Here is an 18,564-nt window from a genome sequence, read left to right on the forward strand (position 1 = left end):
AATGACCTGACTATCTGGATGCTGATGCGCTTCGTAAACCACGGGCTGCTAAACCCGATCACTGAAGGGCCAGTGACACGAACCAAGTTACCGAGCGACCCAAAAGCGCACAAGCCGGCGGATTCTGGCGTACCCGTAGGCAAAGGCACAAGGTTTTGTAGCTTTCAGGACGTAACCTTGAGGGTGATTAAACACGCGCCCTCAGGGGTTGTTGAATAGGCTGACACGGACGTCCTACGGAGGGTGAAGGCGGTGGCAATGAAGTCTATTGAATAGGTCGGCAATCGGCCAGAAGCAGCCATTCAGCGTCTATAGCTAGGGGGATTCACTAAGCTCCCGCTTTACTGGCTGAGAGTCGAGCTAGGGCGTATCAATTACGCAATTTCTGGGACCTCGCAACATTTCGCTCAACTATGCTGTGAGCGTTAGGTAGCCGCGCGTGAGTATCCATGAGACTGGGTCCTCACTGCATTTTTCCTCTAGTTTCGCCATCGAGAGACGCCCTATGACGCAGCCCGCATTCAATATCTTCGACGCGCTGTCTGATTGGGGGAAAACACTTTCTCCTTGGCAGGGCTTTTTGTTAAGCCAGTTGGTGGCATCGGCGGAGCTCAGCGATGAATCCCTGGATGAGGTCTTTACCGAATACCTGATCGACCAAGGGCTTAGTGTGCCAGCGGCAGTTCGTGCCACTTGGGACATGACTCTGCCGCAGTTCGAGATCGACTCGTCGGGAGCAGTCAGCACCCTAACCTCTATGGAGTCGGTTGAAGGTGTCAACGCGCTAGCTGCTGGCGAAACACTGAGGTTTGGTCCAAAGCTTACGGTGATCTATGGCCCAAATGGCGCCGGTAAGTCTGGATATGCACGTGTCCTGAAGTCTGCATGTTTCACTCGATCAAAAGACACTGGCATCTTAGGTGACGTCAGGCTTGCGAAGGGCACACATCCGAAGCCTACGGCAACACTCCATTTTGACGACGGTTCAAATGTCACCTTCGTGCATCAAGACGCATGCCCGCGATTGCGTGATGGTTTTTCCGTCTTCGATTCGACTTGCGTTCGCGTACACCTTGATGACCGCAATGTCTTTCAAGTAATGCCGTACCTGTTCGACGTTTTTCCTCGAATGGTGTCAGCGTTTGGCAAGTTACAAACAAAGCTTCGTGACGAAATCACCAATCGGACGCCGGTGTTGGATAAATTCGCGATTCAGGGAAGCACGTCTGATATAGCTAATGTCTTGGCAACGCTTACTGCGCACACGGACTTGATCGAGCTGAGAACGTTTGCGGTGTTCGGCGATGTTGAAACCGCTAGACTGCTGGCCATCGAGTCGCAATTGACTGAACTTAGGACAACGGATCCGAAGGAAATAGTCAAAAAAAACGAGCAACGAATTGTTGACCTAGACGCTATCGAAGCGAGTATTGCTGCGTTGGCTGTAGGTGTAAAACCGACCACTGTGACCAAAATCGGCGAAATTGCTAAGCAGATTGATGGGCTCATCGAAAAAGGCGCTGCATTGTCCGCAGCTCAGTTCGGTGAAGAGCCTGTTCAGCCCATAGGGACTATGGCGTGGCGAGATCTTTTATCCGCTGCGATCGCATTCAGCGCCGAAGCCTATTCAAGCCATGCGTTCGATGCGTTCCCTTCCCAAGCTGAGGAGTTGCGCTGCGTGCTGTGTCAGCAGGTACTCGATGCGGAGAGCGTAGATCGTATGGAGCGATTCTATAAGATGGTAACAAGCGACGTAGAATTGCAGCTGACCACCGCCCGAGAAGAAATGAAAGCTCATAGCTTGGAGTTAAGCGCGATTAGTACTACGTTCTTCGCCCCGGACAATGCTGCGCGACGAGCCCTGCTTGAGCTCGACACGGTGCTGGAAACCGATATCGCAGCTCATGTGCAAGGCTACCGTCAGCTCATTGAGTCTTTGGACCTTGCTGTGACAAACGCCTGCGACCCGATGTGTTCGCTGCTGGAGTATGACGCTGTTTCAGAGCGCATTAGCGCTTTAGTACAACGCTTGAAGCGGGACAACGAACAACTGCGCGAAAGTGATCCTAAGGCTTTGATAGATGCTCTTCTGTTAGAACAACAACTTCTGAATGACCGCCATAGCCTTACTGGCCTATATGATGAGATTGTTATAGCGGTTGAGAGTCTCCAATGGGTGAGTAAAGCAACCCCATGCATTCGGGGCTTCTCAAACATTCAGCGAGATGTGACAAGTAAGCAAAAAGCGCTTGCTACGACGTTGGTTGCGCAAGGTTTTATTGCTCGATTTGCGGAGAACTGCGATGCGTTAAATCTGAAGTTGCCAGTACAGTTTCGCTTCGCTGGGGATGCAGGCACAACAGATCGAAAAATCGAGATCAGCAATGCAGGTACGGCGGGGGTTGACCCCTCCCGCGTGCTGAGTGAAGGGGAGCAGACAGCCGCCGCATTAGCAGATTTTCTGACGGAAATCGAACTCAATGGTACGTGTGCTGGCGTCATCTTTGATGACCCGGTTACGTCCATGGACCATATACGTAAGGAACTCATCGCCCAGCGCCTAGTGGATGAGGCCACACGCCGTCAGGTCATTGTGTTTACTCATGACATTCTGTTTACGAACTATCTCGCAACTGCTTCGGAGGATAAAGGCGTGTCATTTTCTGGGCGCACAGTGTGGCGTGATGACAACGATGCCCCTGGTGCTATAGATCGATTAGCTTTCCCACATGAACATTACGAAGGCGCCGCGTATGACCGGGCGAAAAAACACTACGATGCCGCGCGCACGTTGAATGGCAACACGCAGCGCGATGCTTTGGAAAAAGCCTGTGGAAGCCTGAGAACCGGCTACGAGGATTTCATCCAGAAAAAACTGTTTAACAACGTCGTACGTCGGTGGCGAGAGAATATTACGTTCACGTTGAACCAAGTTTTCTTTGATGAGGCAATCGCACTCCGGGTGCACGAGCGGATGGTCGTATTGTCCCGTTACATTGACGCGCATTCACATTCTGAAGATTTCCATGAGGTGCCGCTCACGGTTGAAATTTTGGCCAGTGAATTTACTCTGTTTGACGGCATTAAGTCGGACTACAACAAGGCTCGCAAAGACTGGGAAAAGGCCAAGCCTAAGGCTGTGTTCTGTTAAACGACAAAAACCAAAAAGGTAACGGTTATGTGGGTATTCGGGTACGGATCGCTGATGACCGACGGTTGGGATAAAAACCTTGACTGCACTCAGCGAGTTACAGCAGAGCTAAAGGGATATCGGCGCGCATTCAACAAAGCATCTGTCACCAATTGGGGTACACGCGATTGTCCTTGTACCACCCTCAACCTAGTGTCTGAAGCAAATACACACTGTCTGGGGATTGCATTCGAATTTTCCGAAGCACGGAGAGGTGATGTAGAGACTTACCTCGCCCGACGTGAAGGTAGGAGTTTCGAGCTTTCCTATCTGGAGGTTATTGCCGAAGGTGCAGGAGCGGTCCAGGCATTGGTCCCGTTGTACGCGGGTAAAAACATAATCCGAACCCTCGATATGCAAGCAGCTATCGAGTTGGCCAGCCGTGCTAAGGGCTCAAGCGGTAAGTGCACCGACTACGTACTTGATGTTTATGAGCAACTGAAGAGACTCGGCATCAACGATCCTGCGGTGACTGAGATGCGGGACCTGTTATTTGAGCCCCGTCCGGATTAAGGACGAAGTGAATGGAACAGACGTAACTGAAACAAGGGTCCCCTTTTCTGATCGCAAATGTGAGTCATCGGGAGAATGCGGTTGAATGCAACGAAAATATTTGAGCAATGGGGATTAGGCTTTTCCGGATGCGATGGTGGTGACTTGGGTACCCCCACGAGCCGATCGGTTTGGGTGTGTGGCATCGAGTGGGGTGGGGGTCACGATCTAGAGGGGCTACTGAGGCATATGCATGAGGATATGGCAGCCGTCCCTGCTGGCTACTCGTGCTGGAAAGAAAATATTAGCTACATTTTCAACTGGCAGGTCATGAAGCTGCTTACAGCGCTGGCTGGTGAAAATGTATCGAACTACAAAAAATTCGCCGAAACCGCAAAACCATTCATCGAGGGTAATTTTGGTTACTTCAAGATGAATCTCTATCCAATTGCATTTAGGAACACAGACTCTTCGAATTGGAAAAATGAGTTCTCACAGATCACCGGATTTACATCCAAGAGCGAGTACTTGACGTGGTGCAAAGAGTTTCGGCTGCCACAGATTAGGCAGTGGGCACAGAAAAACAAACCCGAAATCATCATTTGCCTAGGGAAGACGTACATAGACGACTTCACAGCAGCATTTGCGTGTCCTGACGACGAGTTTATTACCGAAACGTTTGATGGCCGTGAGATTAGCTGGGCTGTAAACGCAGATGGAACTCTGGTTGTTGTGCTGCCGTTCATGGTCAACAGGAACGGGCTCGTGCGGAATGTCACAATCCAAAAAGTTGGCGATCACATCAAGCGGCTACGGAACCGGCTGACGGAGACTGGTTAGGGTGAGCGGTCTCGGCAAAAATTCTAAATTTCAGGTTGACCCGACTGCCTAGAGACCGAAATCCAATTAAATATCTTCATATAACCATATACCTGATGACATTCTTTGACCGCTCATGGCCAAAGGCGACCTATCGAATCGTTGGGCTTCCTGGATCATTTGATTTCGCGTAGACCTGAGTGGGCGATTTCGACTGTGGATTCAAGCAGTAGGTGCAACAAATTATGCATCTGTGAAGGTAAAGTGGGTATTGCGAGCGCCGCGTTATGGTTATTGGCGGTCAATGGCTAAAGGGCTAATTCATTAGCTAGGCTCGCTGGTTCACATGACACGAGTGCTATATGTCGTCACCCACAACTTCGGGTCCTATTTGAACCCATGAACCTCGATTCCGGCTGATCGCTCTTTTAATTATCATGGTTTCTAGCTCACCGGCGGATGCTTGGTCACCTGTAGCCATCGCTGGTGCAGACTCCCAGAGTTTCATGTCGTCAAGTAGCCTTTTGTGGGCATCCTTGTCGATCTTTTTCGGGTCTACAGTTTCTGGAGTTTTTAGCAAGTTCGGCGTGTGCTTTTCGAATAGTTTACGGATGAGCCCTTGTGATTCTGCTGGCAGGCGATTTGCAAATTTGTAAATTCCGCGCTGTTTAACTTCTTCCGGTAAGCCGCTGAAATAAACGTTGAGGTTTCTGAGATCTTCTTTCAAATCGCCTCCCCAAACGAACTCTTGGTTTGCGCGCATAAACAACGGGGCGCACTGCCTATGCAGCTTGTCACTAGAAACAAAAAGAGTGCAGAACGGAAGGTAGTAGAGATAGGCAATATCTACCTTGTGACTTGCCCGAGTGCTTGCTACCAAGTTGGCGCCCACAGCAATACTGAAAAACAACTCAACCCTCAGCACATGAGCTGCATATGGCGCGAATGATCGTAACGATGGTTTACGTTTGCGCTTCCAACGCTCTTTGATATGACGTCGCATGCCAGAAGGGACATCGAAAACTTCTAGTACCGCGTCGAAGCGGGAGGGGGTTTTCGTTACCTCACCGAGGAATTGTTCAGCAAGGTTGAATGCCGAGTCCAGTGTCTTGCAAGTTTTTGAGCTGATACCAAGCTGCTTCATGGCGCGTTCTATACCCGTTAGGTCTATATTTTCAACCTGTCGACGCCACTCTCGGGCATAAAGGCGTTCAACGTCGTAGAACTTTCCAGCCTGCCATCTTTGAAATGCCTTAGCTTCAGACGTGACCTCTGCAATGGCTCCCTCCTTGTTATCGCGAACAACTCGACGCATATTCGCCATAGGGATTTGTCCGTTCATTGGGACATGATTGCCAAGTAAGTCCTGAATGCAGAGGTCGTGATGGAAGTAGCAGGGGCCGCCGCTCATTTCAGGCGTTTTAGCGGCAATGATCCCTACTTCATCCTCAGCAGACTTTCCAACTCTTGGCGTTTTCCACAGATCCGCCAAGGTTTCGATAAAAAACAGGGGCGCAATAACGGGATAAAAAAAATTGTCGAACCAGACCGCCTCGTCGGTACTCAACGCCTGCAGAAAAGACTTATCGAACAAAGTGATTGGCCCCAAGATTGTCTCCCTTTATTGGTTTGTCCTTGGTCTCGTAGCCACCTATGAGTGGCCGTTTACTAAAGCGATATAGTTGAAGACTAGCTTGAATCACGGCAGCCTAGAGGCTCAAATCGGCCTTGGAGGTCGCGTTCTCTCCACATCCCTGTTTATTGGGGTCAGCAAACAAATGACGATAGATCATGGAAGCCACCCCTATGGATTCAACCGGTCGAAAGCAGGTCCGTCAAACAATCTCAATCTATCTCTTTCACCCCCCACAAAAAAGCCCACTGACCGTAACCGGTTCAGTGGGCTTTTAACAAAGCCTTCTACTTACAAAGCCATATCACTAGCAGCATTAGCCTTCGGCGCCTTCCCAGCATCAGCCGGAGCAACAACCGGAGCCGCCAACTGCGGAATCGCCGGCGGCGGAGTCAACTCCAACACCTTCGCGGTATAAGCCCACTCCTGCGCAACCTTCTCAGGGCTGCCGTTCAACTGAGTGCCGTAGCTCGGCACGATCTGGTGCAGCTTCTCCTGCCACGCCGGCGAAGCCACCTTATCTTTGAACACTTTCTGCAGCACGGTCAGCATGATCGGCGCAGCCGTCGAGGCACCCGGCGATGCGCCCAGCAGACCAGCAATCGAGCCATCAGCCGAGGAGACAATCTCGGTACCCAACTTCAGCACGCCACCCGCCGCTTCATCACGCTTGATGATCTGCACGCGTTGGCCGGCTTGCCACAGGCGCCAGTCTTCGGCTTTGGCGTTCGGGAAGTATTCTTTCAGGGCGTTCATGCGGTCTTCGTCAGACAGCATCAGTTGGCCTGCGAGGTACTCAACCAGTGGGTATTCCTTGATACCGACCTTGGTCATTGGCCACACGTTGTGCGTGGTCGTGGTGGTCAGCAGGTCCAGGTAGGAGCCTTCTTTGAGGAACTTGGTGCTGAAGGTCGCGAATGGGCCAAACAGGATGACGCGCTTGCCGTCCAGGACGCGGGTGTCCAGGTGCGGAACCGACATCGGCGGTGCGCCGACGGAGGCTTTGCCGTAGGCCTTGGCCAGGTGTTGTTCGGCGATAGTCGCGTTTTCGGTCACAAGGAACGAGCCGCCGACCGGGAAGCCTGCGTATTCCTGGGCTTCAGGAATGCCGGACTTCTGCAGCAGGTGCAGTGCACCGCCGCCGGCGCCGATGAACACGAACTTGGCGTTGGTTTCGGACTTAGTGCCGTCTTTCAGGTTTTTGTAGCTGACGCGCCAGGTGCCGTCTGCGTTCTTGGTGATGTCTTGCACTTCGCTAGACAACTTCAAGTCGAATTTTGGCGTGGTTTGCAGGTGCGCGACGAACTGGCGGGTGATCTCGCCGAAGTTCACGTCGGTGCCGATCGGGGTCCAGGTGGCCGCGACTTTCTGGTTCGGGTCGCGCCCTTCCATCATCAGCGGAACCCACTTCTTGATCACAGCCGGGTCTTCGGAGTACTGCATGCCGGCGAACAGCGGGCTCGCTTGCAAGGCTTCGTAGCGCTTCTTCAGGAACTTGATGTTGTCATCGCCCCACACAAAGCTCATGTGCGGTGTGGAGTTGATGAACGAACGCGGGTTTTTCAACACGCCTTGCTGAACTTGCCAGGACCAGAACTGACGGGAGATCTGAAAGGCTTCGTTGATTTCAACGGCTTTCGGGATCTGTACGTTGCCTTTGTCGTCTTCCGGGGTGTAGTTCAACTCGGCCAGGGCGGAGTGACCGGTACCGGCGTTGTTCCAGCCGTTGGAGCTTTCCAGGGCGACGCCGTCGAGACGCTCGATCATTTCCATCGAGGTGCCGGGTTCCAGCTCATTGAGCCACACACCCAGGGTTGCGCTCATGATGCCGCCGCCAATCAGCAGCACATCGACTTTCTTTGCCTCTTCCGCTTGAACGGAGGTGATCCCCATCGACAAAGCCAGCCCCAGCAGGGCCGTGTTCATTTTTTTAAACATCTGTAGCACCTATGATAAAACGCCATCCGCCCTTCCATCTTCATGTCAAAAACCCCTGGTTCACGGCATTCAGGCAGGATGTCGTGGGTGTTCATGCATGAGGATTGGAGGGTGGGCACACAAGGCCGATTGTCTGCATCGACCTCAGTTATATGTCCCTACTGAACTGACTTTTTATCATTATTGGCTTCAGCTACTTGAGCGACATTGATCCTGTTTGCGCGTCTCTGGGACGGGCAAACTGATTAGGTCAAACCAAGTTGGCGCGCAGAATATCACGGTCGGGCGACCGTGCGCTCCCGAAAGGACTTGTGAGTCTAGTCCAGACGCGGCTCGTTCGCCGCGTTCTGGCCCAAACGATTCAGCACAAACACCTTGGCGTTGCGGGTCATCTGGTCCAGATGCCGGTCGCGCTGCTTCTCGGCATTGATCATTGCGCGCTTACCGTGCTTCTGCAGCAAGTAGTGATGGATCTGCCGAACCTCCAAAGAACTGTAGATCGACGCCACATCCAGCAGCCCCATCAAGCCTTCGCTGCTGTGGTCGCGGGTGTTCATCAGCACTTGCGTAGCGCGCACGCCCAGCACCTGAAAGCCCATCGATTCGAACCAAGGCACCTTGGCCACGGCGCAGGTCAATTCGGCGTGCGGGTAACGGTTGATCATGTCTTGCAACATGGCGCGGGCGACACCTTGGCGACGATGGCCGGCGTCGACCGCCATGTAGGCGACGCCGCAGGCTTGCGGATCGTCCTTGATTGGCAGGTACAGGAGGAAACCGATGACCTTCGTCGGGTCTTCGTCGTCGGTGGCGACGATCAATTCGACCGCAATCCCCTTGGACCCGTCGAGCGCTTCCAGGTAGAGGTGCACTTCGAAGCCGACCGTGTATTGGTAGACGTTGTACAGCGGGTTGCTCGGGCCGATGCCGACCATGCTGATGTCGGTCAGGTTATCGACGACCAGTTGCAGGATCTGGCTGTTGATGTGCTCCGGGCACGGGGCTGCGAAGTGGGTGAGTTGGGGCATTGAAATTCTGACTCCGGGAAAAGACTTACTGGGCATCGGCCAGGCTATTGTCACAGATTGAGCGCCACGCGGCTTGGGCCAACAGTTCGCGGTAGGCCTTGGGGCTGCCCTTCACCCTCCCCGACAACCAGGCGCGGCAGTAACTGTCGGCCTGGCCGATGATCAGTGACAGCAACAGTTCGCCAGGCACCGCGCGCAACTCATCGCGCCGGCCGGGCTCTGCCAGCCATGCTCCGAGTGTGTGGTTACGGGTTTTGTTGCGGGTCGCGAGCTCGTCCTTGAACGGGCCTTTGGTGATGGCGAACCGTGCGTGGTACTGGAACCGCGCCCATTCGGGTTGGCTGTCGACCCAGTCGACATAGCTGTGCACCAGCGCGTGCACGCCTTCCTCGGTCGTCTGCGCTTCGCCCAGATAGCGGTCGCGAAGCTGGGCCTGATCGTCCAGCGCGGTGAAAAACAGCGCCGCCACCAAGCCTTCCTTGTTGCCGAAGTGGTGGTAGATCGCGCCGACGCTGGTGTCGCACTCGGCGCGGATCATTTCTATGGTCGTGGCTTCGACCCCCAGCTCGTTGAACAAGGCCAGGGCCTTTCTGAAGATATCGCGCTTGAGTTCGGCTCTTCGGCCGGGGTAGCAGCGTTCGAGTAAATCTGAGGTTTCCATACGGGACACTGGCCAAGTAAATCCATGACAAGGCAGAGAACTGCCGATGAGTAAGCCGCGCTAGGTTGACAGATTTCACTGCGACAGAATACTGTTCCGTCACAGAACATTACTCTGTTACGGAACATCGTTCTGCAAAATCAACCGTCAGTGAGGCTTCAACATGAGTCAGTTTCTCAGCATGTTTAACAGCGCAGGCCCGGAAGCCTTCAGCAAAATGGCCTGCCAGGTGGCGCCCTACTTCAGCACCATCAACCCGCTGATCTCGGAGTTGCGTCCGGGGTATGCCGCGGTCCAGGTGCCGTTCAAGCGGGAGATCACCAACCACCTGGGCAGCGTGCATGCGATTGCGATGTGCAACGCTGCCGAACTGGCGGCCGGGACGATGACTGACGTGTCCATCCCGGCGGGTGCGCGCTGGATTCCAAAAGGCATGACTGTGGAGTATCTGGCCAAGGCCAAGAGCGATGTCACGGCCGTAGCCGACGGTGAAGCGGTGGACTGGCAGACCGAAGGCGACAAGATTGTCCCGGTTGATATTCATGACGCCGAAGGCAAGAAGGTGTTTACGGCGCGGATCACTATGAATGTGAAACTGGCCTGAACCCGACCATCACGGTCACCTCAGCGTTCGGCAAGTCGGTCACGGCGCCGATAGCCGCGCACTAAAGCGCAATCGACAAGCGCCCGGTCTGTTCATGACAGACCGGGCGCTTGTCGATTGCGGACCCAGGCGTCCAGAGAGTGCGGATCGTTGGCCTGTTTTTCTACTTTCACCACTGCCCTAAGGTGGCCTCCAGACAACTACTGGAGGTCACCATGAATCACCCAACCCTGCTTTCCCCGATCAAAATCGGTCCACACACCCTCACCCACCGCGTCGTCATGGCGCCATTGACCCGCATGCGTTCCGAACCCGGCGACCAGCCCGGCGCGTTGATGGCCGAGTACTACTCGCAACGGGCTACCGACGGTGGTTTGATCATCTCCGAAGCCACCGTGGTCTCGACCACCGGCAACGGCTACCTCGGCTCGCCCGGCCTGTATAACGACGCACAGATCCCTGGCTGGAAAGCCATCACCGAAGCGGTCCACGCCAAGGGTGGCAAGATCTTCCTGCAACTGTTCCATGCCGGTCGCCAGTCCCACAGCGACATGCAGCCTGACGGCGCGCAACCGGTCGCCCCGTCGGCCGTCAAATACGATGGCGTCGCCTACACCGCCAGCGGCTGGGTCGCCAGCACACCGCACCGCGCACTGAGTGAAGCGGAGGTTGTGGCGCTGGTCGAAGATTTTCGCAGCGCTGCACAACGCGGGCTGGAAGCCGGTTTTGATGGCGTGGAAATCCATGGCGCCAACGGTTACCTGATTGACCAGTTCTTGCAGGACGGTAGCAACCGTCGCACCGACGCCTACGGCGGCACCATCGCCAAGCGGTCGCGTTTTCTGATGGACATCACCCGCGCCGTGATTTCGGTGTGGGGCAGCGAGCGCGTTGCGGTCCGCCTGGGGCCAAGCGGCAATTTCGGCGACATGAAAGACAGCGATCCAGAAGCCCTGTTCACCTACGTCGCCGAGCAATTGGCCGCGCTGAAACTGGCTTACCTGCACCTGATCGAACCCCGGGTGTTGGGTAACTCGATCGATGAGAGCAAGGACCAGAACCCGGTGGCGGCGCAGTTGATTCGCAAGCACTACGACGGCCTGATCATCGCCGCCGGTGGCTTTACCGCCGCATCGGCCGAGCAGATTCTGCAAGCGGGCGATGCCGACCTGGTGGCATTCGGTCGCGACTTCATCGCCAACCCGGACTTGCCGGAGCGTATTCGCCATGGTCGTCCGTTGAACGCCTATGACCGCGACACGTTCTACGGTGGTACTGAAGTTGGGTTTACTGACTATCCGTTCTACCAGCAAAGCGCCTGACATCTGCGCTGAATGTAAGACCGCCTTCGCGAGCAAGCCCGCTCCCACATTTGATATTCAGTGAACACGAGTTTTGTGTACGCCGACAGTTAAATGTGGGAGCGGGCTTGCTCGCGAATGGCCGTRACACTTTTTTATGGCTGTACTGAAGCAGGTTTAACTGACTTCTCCGTTCACCAGCAAAGCGCCTGACATTTGCGGTGAATGTTAAGCAGCCTTCGCGAGCAAGCCCGCTCCCACATTTGATCTTCAGCGAACACGAGTTTTGTGTACGCCGACAGTTAAATGTGGGAGCGGGCTTGCTCGCGAATGGCCGTRACACTTTTTTATGGCTGTACTGAAGCAGGTTTTCTGACTTCTCCGTTCACCAGCAAAGCGCCTGACATTTGCGGTGAATGTTAAGCAGCCTTCGCGAGCAAGCCCGCTCCCACATTTGATCTTCAGCGAACACGAGTTTTGTGTCCGACCGGAGTCAAATGTGGGAGCGGGCTTGCTCGCGAATGGCGGCACCTCGGTTCCGGATACTTCCCTTCCCAATTCCCCCGCCCGCCTCTACTCTGCCTTGACCCTCTCCCAGTACCGAGCACACCTCAAATGATGGACAGCCTCAGCGGCATCACGGCCTTCATTCATGTGGCCGAAACCCGCAGCTTTACCGAAGCCGGTCGCCTGTTGGAGATCTCCTCCTCCGCCGTCGGCAAGAGCGTGGCGCGCATGGAGGAACGCCTGGGTGTGCGACTGTTCCACCGCAGCACCCGCAGCGTCACCCTGACCACCGAAGGCGAACTGTTCCTGGAACGCTGCAAACGCATCCTCAGTGAAGTGGAAGCTGCGGAGATGGAACTGCTGGAGTTGTCCGCCACCCCGCGCGGCAAGGTGCGCATCAGCGTGCCGATCCAGAACGTGTTGATCATGCCGGTACTGGCCGGGTTCATGCGCGCCTACCCGGATATCGAGCTGGACGTGGACATATCCGACCGCATGGTCGACGTGATCGAGGAAGGTTTCGACGCGGTGATTCGCACGGGTGCGCCGCAGGATTCGCGGCTGATGGCGCGCAAGTTGGGGGGTTATCAGTTGCAATTGGTGGCGTCGCCAGGGTATCTGGAGCGTCATGGCGACCCGGCGCACCCGGACGATTTAATCCGCCACGTGTGCCTGCTGCACAAGTTTCCGGCCACCGGGATGATCGAGCGCTGGCCGTTGCGCGTCGACGACACACACATCGAGCCGAACCTGACGCGAGCGCTGACCTGCACCACGATGGATCCGCTGACGTACCTGGCGATCGATGGGGTGGGGATTGCCTGCCTGCCGGACTTTTCAATCCGTCAGCCATTGGCCGATGGCAGGCTCAAGGTGGTGCTGGAGGACTACACCGACCACACCGGCAACCTGTGGATGCTCTGGCCTGCATCGAAGCAGACGGCACCGAGGTTGCGAGTGTTGATCGACTACTTCAAGGACAACATTCTCAAAGCCTGAACTCAGCGTTGCAGGGCCTCGGCAATCGGCGCTTTGCCGAGACCGAAACTGAGCATCACCGCCAACCCGAGCACACCGATGCCAGCACCCAGCCACAACGCTGAAGACACGCCGGCATGATCAACCATCAAGCCGCCGAACAGCGAACCTGAAGCGATCGCCACCTGAAACGTGGTCACCAACATGGCGGAACTGGCTTCCGGCAAGTGCGGCGATGTCAGTTGCATCCAGCTGCTCACGCCCAGCGGAATCGCGCCGTACGCAACGCCCCACACCAGCACCGCCAACGTCACGCCCCACCCCTGCAACCCGGGCAAAACCAGTTGCGCGATCACCATCAGCAACACCACGGCGCCCAGCGATGCACGCAGGTGCGTGGTGATGCTCCCGGCCATGGCGAAGTTCGCCAGCATGCCGACCAGACCAAAGCCCAACAGAATCGCGGTGATCGCACCCGGCGAGAAACCAGCGTCATGCCCAAGGAACGGCGCAATGTAGGTGTATGCCGTGAAATGCGCCGCCACCACCGTACCGAGCAACAGCATGCTGCGGCGGGCGTTGCTGCGTGACAAAAACGCCAACAGCGCGCGCACCTGCAAGCCCCCGCGGGACGGCAACGAGGGCAGCGTCAGCCATTGCGCGGTCAGCGCCAGCAACGCCAAGCCCGCGGTCACGGCAAACGATATTCGCCACGAAAACAGCGTGCTGACAAACGTTCCAAACGGCACGCCGAACACCGTTGCCAAGGTAATCCCGGCAAAAATCAGCGCCGTCGCTTTCGCTGCTTTTGACTCGCTGACCAACCGCCCGGCAGCAGCAATCGCCACCGCCCAGAAACCACCCAGCGCCACACCCAACAGACCGCGCCCCAACAACATGACCGGCAACGACGGCGCCAACGCCGAGACGACGTTGGACGCCACCAGCAACAGGGTCAACAGCAGCAACAGATGTCGCCGATCCATACGCCCGGCACCGAGCATGATCGCCGGCGCAGACACCGCCGCCACCATGCCCGGCACGGTGACCATCAACCCCGCCACGCCATCGGTGATGCTCAGGCTATTGGCAATTTGCGGCAGGACGCCGACGGGCAGGTACTCGGTGGTGACAAAGGCAAAAGCACCCAGGGCCACCGAGTACACCGACAGCCAGTCGCGCCAGGAAGAAGGCTCCGCTGGCGCGAGCGCAGCAGTGGCCGGAGATGCAGATAAATCGTTCATGGCAAAGCTCCACAAGAATGAGTGGAGCCATGCTAGGTATCCGAGCCCTGCGGAAAAACAGTGCGCGGCTCCGATCACTGCGGATCAATCATTCCGCAATCGAACAGGCGTGCAGGCCATTAGCGCCTTTCCTGTCCGCAGTGTTCCGCCCTTTGGCCGGTTTTTCCGCAGGGCTGCGCTCCCTAGACTTCACCTCGTCAGCCAAACCCTACGAGGACATTCCCATGACAACTGCACACTCCCCTATTCGCGTCGGCATCATCGGCGTTGGCAACTGGGCGCGCCACGGCCATCTGCGCGTGCTCACTCTGCTGCCGCAATATCACCTGCAAGCGGTGTACAGCGAACGCCGCGAACGCGCCGAAGCCGCGGCCAGCGAATACGCCATCAGCCAGGTCGCCGACTCGGTCGACGCGTTGGTCAACAACCCTGAAGTCGACTTGGTCGTGGTGCTCAACACCGCGCCGCAACACGAAAAAACCGTGCGCGCCGCCATCGCCGCCGGCAAAGACGTCTACTGCGAATGGCCTCTGACCACCACCACCGCAGACTCCGAACACTTGCTGCACCTGGCCAAGGACGCCGGCGTGCGCCACATCGTCGGCCTGCAACGCCGTCACGCACCGCACAACCGCTACCTGCAGGACCTGCTGCAACAAGGCTACGTCGGCAAGGTGCGCTCAGTGCGGATGCACGTCAGCATGAATTACTTCCAGGCCCTGCGTCCCAACGCCCTGCGCTGGACCGCTCCCGAGGAAAACTTTTCCAGCGTCATCGCCATCTACGCCGGACACTTCCTCGACATGCTCTTCACCGCCACCGGCTGGCCAGTGAAAGTCTCAGGGCTGATGGTCAACCAGTTCCCGAAAGTGACCATTAAGGAAACCGGCGAAGTACTCGACAGCACCGCCCCCGACCAGCTCGTACTCAGCGGCATGCTCGAAGACGGCGGGGTCATTTCGATCCACATCGAAGGCGGCAAACGCAACGGCTCAGGGGTTCAGATCGACATCACCGGCGATCAGGGCGACCTGAAAATCAGCAACCGCTCGGCTTTCGGCGACGTGGGCGATGACTACGTGATCGAGGGTGCCCACGGCGACAATCTGCCACTCCAAGCACTGCCGCTGCCTGCCAGTTATGAGCGTCTGCCCGAATCGACATTGCCCTCCGCAGTGCTGGAACTGGCAGAGCTGTATTACGTGTATGCGCAGGACGTGGTCGATGGCAGCCATGGCGCGGCGACGTTTGAAGATGCGGTGCGCTTGCATCGGTTGCTGGACGCGGCCCGGGACGGGCATCGGACACCCCTGAAATAATCCGCGCCTAAAGTTGTGTCGCTGACCGCCGACTCCTTCTGTGAACTTACCAACGAAGGACCGTGAGATGTTTTACCCCCGCGAAGCTGAAAAAGATCACCTGTTCAACCGGGTGATCCTGCTCACCGTGGCTTGCTGTGTGGTGCTGATCCTGGCCGGCATGGCCCGGCACGAGGGCATTCGCTATGCCGCCATTCAGCTGGGCCCTGTCGAAACGACGGGCACCGTGACGCAACTCGACGACATCCTGATGAACCGCGATGGCAAAGTGATCCATTACCGCTATACCGATCTCGACGGCCAGGTGCACTATAGCCAATACGTCGACGAACGTTATGCCACAAAAACCGCCTATGAAACCGGCGGCAGCATTCCCCTGATCTATTCCCGCTGGCTACCGGCGCAAAGCAGCATCGCCCGCGAGCTGAACGGTAATCGCCCGGGGTTTTTCATCATGATGGGTGGGGTATTGCTGACGTTGTTGTTCCTGGGGATATCGGCCAGGACACTGGGCCGGATTTATGCGATGAAAGAGGAAGACCGGTTCTACTAGCTCTTCCCCCGCCTTTACTCCGAAACCGCCACCTGGTTGCGCCCACGCGCCTTGGCCCGGTAAAGCGCTTTGTCCGCATTGTTCATCAAACTTTGCAGATCATGGTCGTGCATCTCCATGGCGGCGACGCCAAGGCTGGCCGAAATGCGATAAACCGGGCCGGTCATCAACCCACCGATGGACTGGATCAGGTGCTCGGCAATTTCCAGGGCGACCTCAATGGACGTGTCCGGCAGCAGGATGGCGAATTCCTCGCCGCCCAGCCGGCCATAGACGTCCGTTTCACGAAAACTTGTACTGATGACCACTCCCATCTGACGCAGCACTTGATCACCGACCTGATGGCCGTAGGTGTCATTGATGTGCTTGAAGTGATCCATATCCAGCATCACCGCGCACAGCGGCAACCGATGATGTTGGCAGTTGTTGAACAACTGCTGCGCGTGTTCAAAAAAAGCCCGGCGGTTTTTCAGCCCAGTGAGTTCGTCGGTTTGCGCAGCATGTGTGGCGATGCGGTGTGCCAGTTCCATTTCACGGGTCAGGCGAAATGCAGTTTCCAAGGCTTCGGACAGTTTGCGGGTGGCTCTGGCCACAAATGAAGCGAACACCACGACGGCCAGGGCCATACCGACTTGCAAGGTCGAGTGCTGAAACAGCAGCCACGTGGTACACGGCAACAACACCAGGCCAATCGAGACCAGCGTCATGGACCGATAGGACGAGTAACACGACACCGCGCTGACCGACATGCCAACGGCAAACAGCATGACCAGCGCCTGGGCCAGCGGGTCATCTGCCGGCATGACGGCCAACGCACCAGCGCCCCAGATACCGGCAGACAACACCAGCGTCACCCAATAAATCCGCTCCCAGCGTTGCGGCGTGCGCTCACTGTCCGGGCTGCGAAAATAGACCACAAACATCAGAATGCGCAGTAACGACGAGGCGCTCAGCAGGCTGATCCAGCCGATCATCACGCGGTGATCCATGCGCTCCCAGCACAGCCCGCACAGCATAAGCGCGGCCAGGTAACTGCCGAACACCGCGGACACGGATTGGTTGAACAGCTGTCGCAATCGGTCACCGCGCACTTGCGCCGCGATGAAAGTCTCCTCGTCGTACCGAAATCCTGGGCCATCCATGTGATCCGCCTGATCATGATGCTGCGACAAAAAAGCGATTGTGCCACCCGGCTACCCAGGCGAACAAACGAATCACTGATGGGCGTTCGCAATAATCCATATCGAAGTAATAGCACATGAATACAATCGTTTTGCGGGTGGCGTGCCCAATCTGACTGGCGCTTGGCGTGTCGAAGAGCTTTACGGGTCCATCACTGTCCGATCTTCACCTTCATGCTCGGTGTTTTCCGTAAACATCTTCTGTGCACTCAGTTGGAAGGAACCCTGTATGAAAATGAATACTCTGGTCGCCGGGCTGGCCCTCGCCGCAGCACTGACCTCCTCGATTTCCGCTATGGCTGAAACCGTCAAACCCACCATCGTGCTGGTTCACGGCGCTTTTGCCGATTCAACCAGTTGGAACGGTGTGATCAAGATTCTCGAAAAGGATGGTTATACCGTGATAGCGGCGGCGAACCCGCTGCGCAGCCTTAAAGGCGATGCGCAATCAGTGACCGACGTGCTCAAAGGTGTCGGTAGCCCGGTTGTACTGGTTGGGCACTCCTATGGTGGCCCGGTCATCAGTGAAGCCGCTTATGGTCAAACCAACGTCAAAGCCTTGGTGTACGTAGCGGCCTTCGCCCCGGAAAAGGGAGAAAGCGCCTTTGCGCTGACTGGCAAATTCCCGGGCAGTTCGCTAGGCCCTACCCTGGCAAAACCAGTGGATTTGGCAGACGGAGGGAAGGACTTTTACATCCAGCAAGACAAATTCCACGACCAATTCGCTGCTGACGTGCCCAATGCAGACGCGCGCCTGATGGCCGCGACACAACGACCGGTGACTGAAGCAGCGCTCAAGGAAGAAGCCTCTGAACCGGCCTGGAAGACGATCCCATCGTGGTGGGTGTATGGCGACAAAGACAAAAATATCCCTCCACAAGCGATGAAATTCATGGCTGAGCGGGCTAACGCCAAACAGACGGTGGTGGTCAAAGGCGCCTCTCACGTGGTGATGGTCTCTCACCCGAAAGCCGTTGCCGACTTGATCGAAACGGCGGCAAAGGCTCTCTGACCTACGCGTGAACGCAATACTCGGCATGAGGCTGACGCTCAGCCTCATCGCTCGAGTTCAGCACTTGCCTGGTACCCATCCGAATTGGACACCCGATAGGCAAT

Annotated in this window: 15 protein-coding genes; 9 read left to right on the forward strand and 6 right to left on the reverse strand. The window is 56.3% G+C overall.

Annotated features, from left to right (window positions below; all coding sequences use genetic code 11):
• Positions 1-505 precede the first annotated feature (505 nt).
• From EAH78_RS25905 to EAH78_RS25915, 3 genes are all read left to right on the forward strand, one after another.
• Positions 506-3,151, forward strand: a complete 2,646-nt coding sequence (locus EAH78_RS25905; protein WP_140670309.1) for an AAA family ATPase — start codon at positions 506-508, stop codon at positions 3,149-3,151.
• Positions 3,152-3,178: 27 nt separating this feature from the next.
• Complete coding sequence (locus EAH78_RS25910; RefSeq protein ID WP_140670311.1) at positions 3,179-3,703, forward strand: gamma-glutamylcyclotransferase; 525 nt, start codon at positions 3,179-3,181, stop codon at positions 3,701-3,703.
• An 81-nt stretch (positions 3,704-3,784) separates the two neighbouring features.
• On the forward strand, positions 3,785-4,522 hold the full coding sequence (locus tag EAH78_RS25915; protein ID WP_140670313.1) for a hypothetical protein: 738 nt from the start codon (positions 3,785-3,787) through the stop codon (positions 4,520-4,522).
• A 337-nt stretch (positions 4,523-4,859) separates the two neighbouring features.
• Here the strand turns inward: EAH78_RS25915 and EAH78_RS25920 are convergent, their stop codons facing one another.
• The 4 genes from EAH78_RS25920 to EAH78_RS25935 all read right to left on the reverse strand — a co-directional run bounded on the left by EAH78_RS25920 (position 4,860) and on the right by EAH78_RS25935 (position 9,761).
• Positions 4,860-6,110: a hypothetical protein gene (locus tag EAH78_RS25920; RefSeq protein ID WP_140670315.1), complete on the reverse strand. Its 1,251-nt coding sequence runs from the start codon at positions 6,108-6,110 to the stop codon at positions 4,860-4,862.
• A gap of 315 nt (positions 6,111-6,425) precedes the next feature.
• Entirely contained in the window at positions 6,426-8,072 is a 1,647-nt protein-coding gene (mqo, locus tag EAH78_RS25925) for a malate dehydrogenase (quinone) (RefSeq protein ID WP_140670317.1), read from the reverse strand.
• Positions 8,073-8,389: 317 nt separating this feature from the next.
• Positions 8,390-9,100 (reverse strand): GNAT family N-acetyltransferase, encoded by a 711-nt coding sequence (locus EAH78_RS25930; protein ID WP_140670319.1) that lies wholly within the window; start codon positions 9,098-9,100, stop codon positions 8,390-8,392.
• A gap of 25 nt (positions 9,101-9,125) precedes the next feature.
• Positions 9,126-9,761 carry a TetR/AcrR family transcriptional regulator gene (locus EAH78_RS25935; protein WP_140670321.1) on the reverse strand — a complete coding sequence of 212 codons (636 nt, stop codon included), beginning with the start codon at positions 9,759-9,761 and terminating at the stop codon, positions 9,126-9,128.
• A 163-nt stretch (positions 9,762-9,924) separates the two neighbouring features.
• Here EAH78_RS25935 and EAH78_RS25940 point away from each other — a divergent pair, with 163 nt between their 5' ends.
• From EAH78_RS25940 to EAH78_RS25950, 3 genes are all read left to right on the forward strand, one after another.
• Complete coding sequence (locus tag EAH78_RS25940; RefSeq protein ID WP_059182756.1) at positions 9,925-10,365, forward strand: hotdog fold domain-containing protein; 441 nt, start codon at positions 9,925-9,927, stop codon at positions 10,363-10,365.
• 215 nt (positions 10,366-10,580) lie between these two features.
• A complete protein-coding gene (locus EAH78_RS25945) occupies positions 10,581-11,687 on the forward strand; it encodes an alkene reductase (RefSeq protein ID WP_140670323.1) in 1,107 nt (368 codons plus the stop codon).
• 597 nt (positions 11,688-12,284) lie between these two features.
• Positions 12,285-13,172, forward strand: a complete 888-nt coding sequence (locus EAH78_RS25950) for a LysR family transcriptional regulator (RefSeq protein ID WP_140670537.1) — start codon at positions 12,285-12,287, stop codon at positions 13,170-13,172.
• Between the two features lie 2 nt (positions 13,173-13,174).
• On the opposite strand, the gene EAH78_RS25955 is transcribed toward EAH78_RS25950, so the two are convergent.
• Positions 13,175-14,395, reverse strand: a complete 1,221-nt coding sequence (locus EAH78_RS25955) for an MFS transporter (protein WP_140670325.1) — start codon at positions 14,393-14,395, stop codon at positions 13,175-13,177.
• Between the two features lie 224 nt (positions 14,396-14,619).
• Here EAH78_RS25955 and EAH78_RS25960 point away from each other — a divergent pair, with 224 nt between their 5' ends.
• Positions 14,620-15,714: a Gfo/Idh/MocA family protein gene (locus EAH78_RS25960; RefSeq protein WP_140670327.1), complete on the forward strand. Its 1,095-nt coding sequence runs from the start codon at positions 14,620-14,622 to the stop codon at positions 15,712-15,714.
• A gap of 67 nt (positions 15,715-15,781) precedes the next feature.
• Positions 15,782-16,267 (forward strand): DUF3592 domain-containing protein, encoded by a 486-nt coding sequence (locus EAH78_RS25965; RefSeq protein ID WP_140670329.1) that lies wholly within the window; start codon positions 15,782-15,784, stop codon positions 16,265-16,267.
• 14 nt (positions 16,268-16,281) lie between these two features.
• On the opposite strand, the gene EAH78_RS25970 is transcribed toward EAH78_RS25965, so the two are convergent.
• Complete coding sequence (locus tag EAH78_RS25970; RefSeq protein ID WP_140670331.1) at positions 16,282-17,409, reverse strand: GGDEF domain-containing protein; 1,128 nt, start codon at positions 17,407-17,409, stop codon at positions 16,282-16,284.
• A gap of 274 nt (positions 17,410-17,683) precedes the next feature.
• On the opposite strand from EAH78_RS25970, the gene EAH78_RS25975 reads away from it, so the two are divergent.
• On the forward strand, positions 17,684-18,460 hold the full coding sequence (locus EAH78_RS25975; protein WP_140670540.1) for an alpha/beta fold hydrolase: 777 nt from the start codon (positions 17,684-17,686) through the stop codon (positions 18,458-18,460).
• Positions 18,461-18,564: the final 104 nt, after the last annotated feature.

Source organism: Pseudomonas arsenicoxydans (genome assembly GCF_006438915.1).
Taxonomy (GTDB): domain Bacteria; phylum Pseudomonadota; class Gammaproteobacteria; order Pseudomonadales; family Pseudomonadaceae; genus Aquipseudomonas; species Aquipseudomonas arsenicoxydans_A.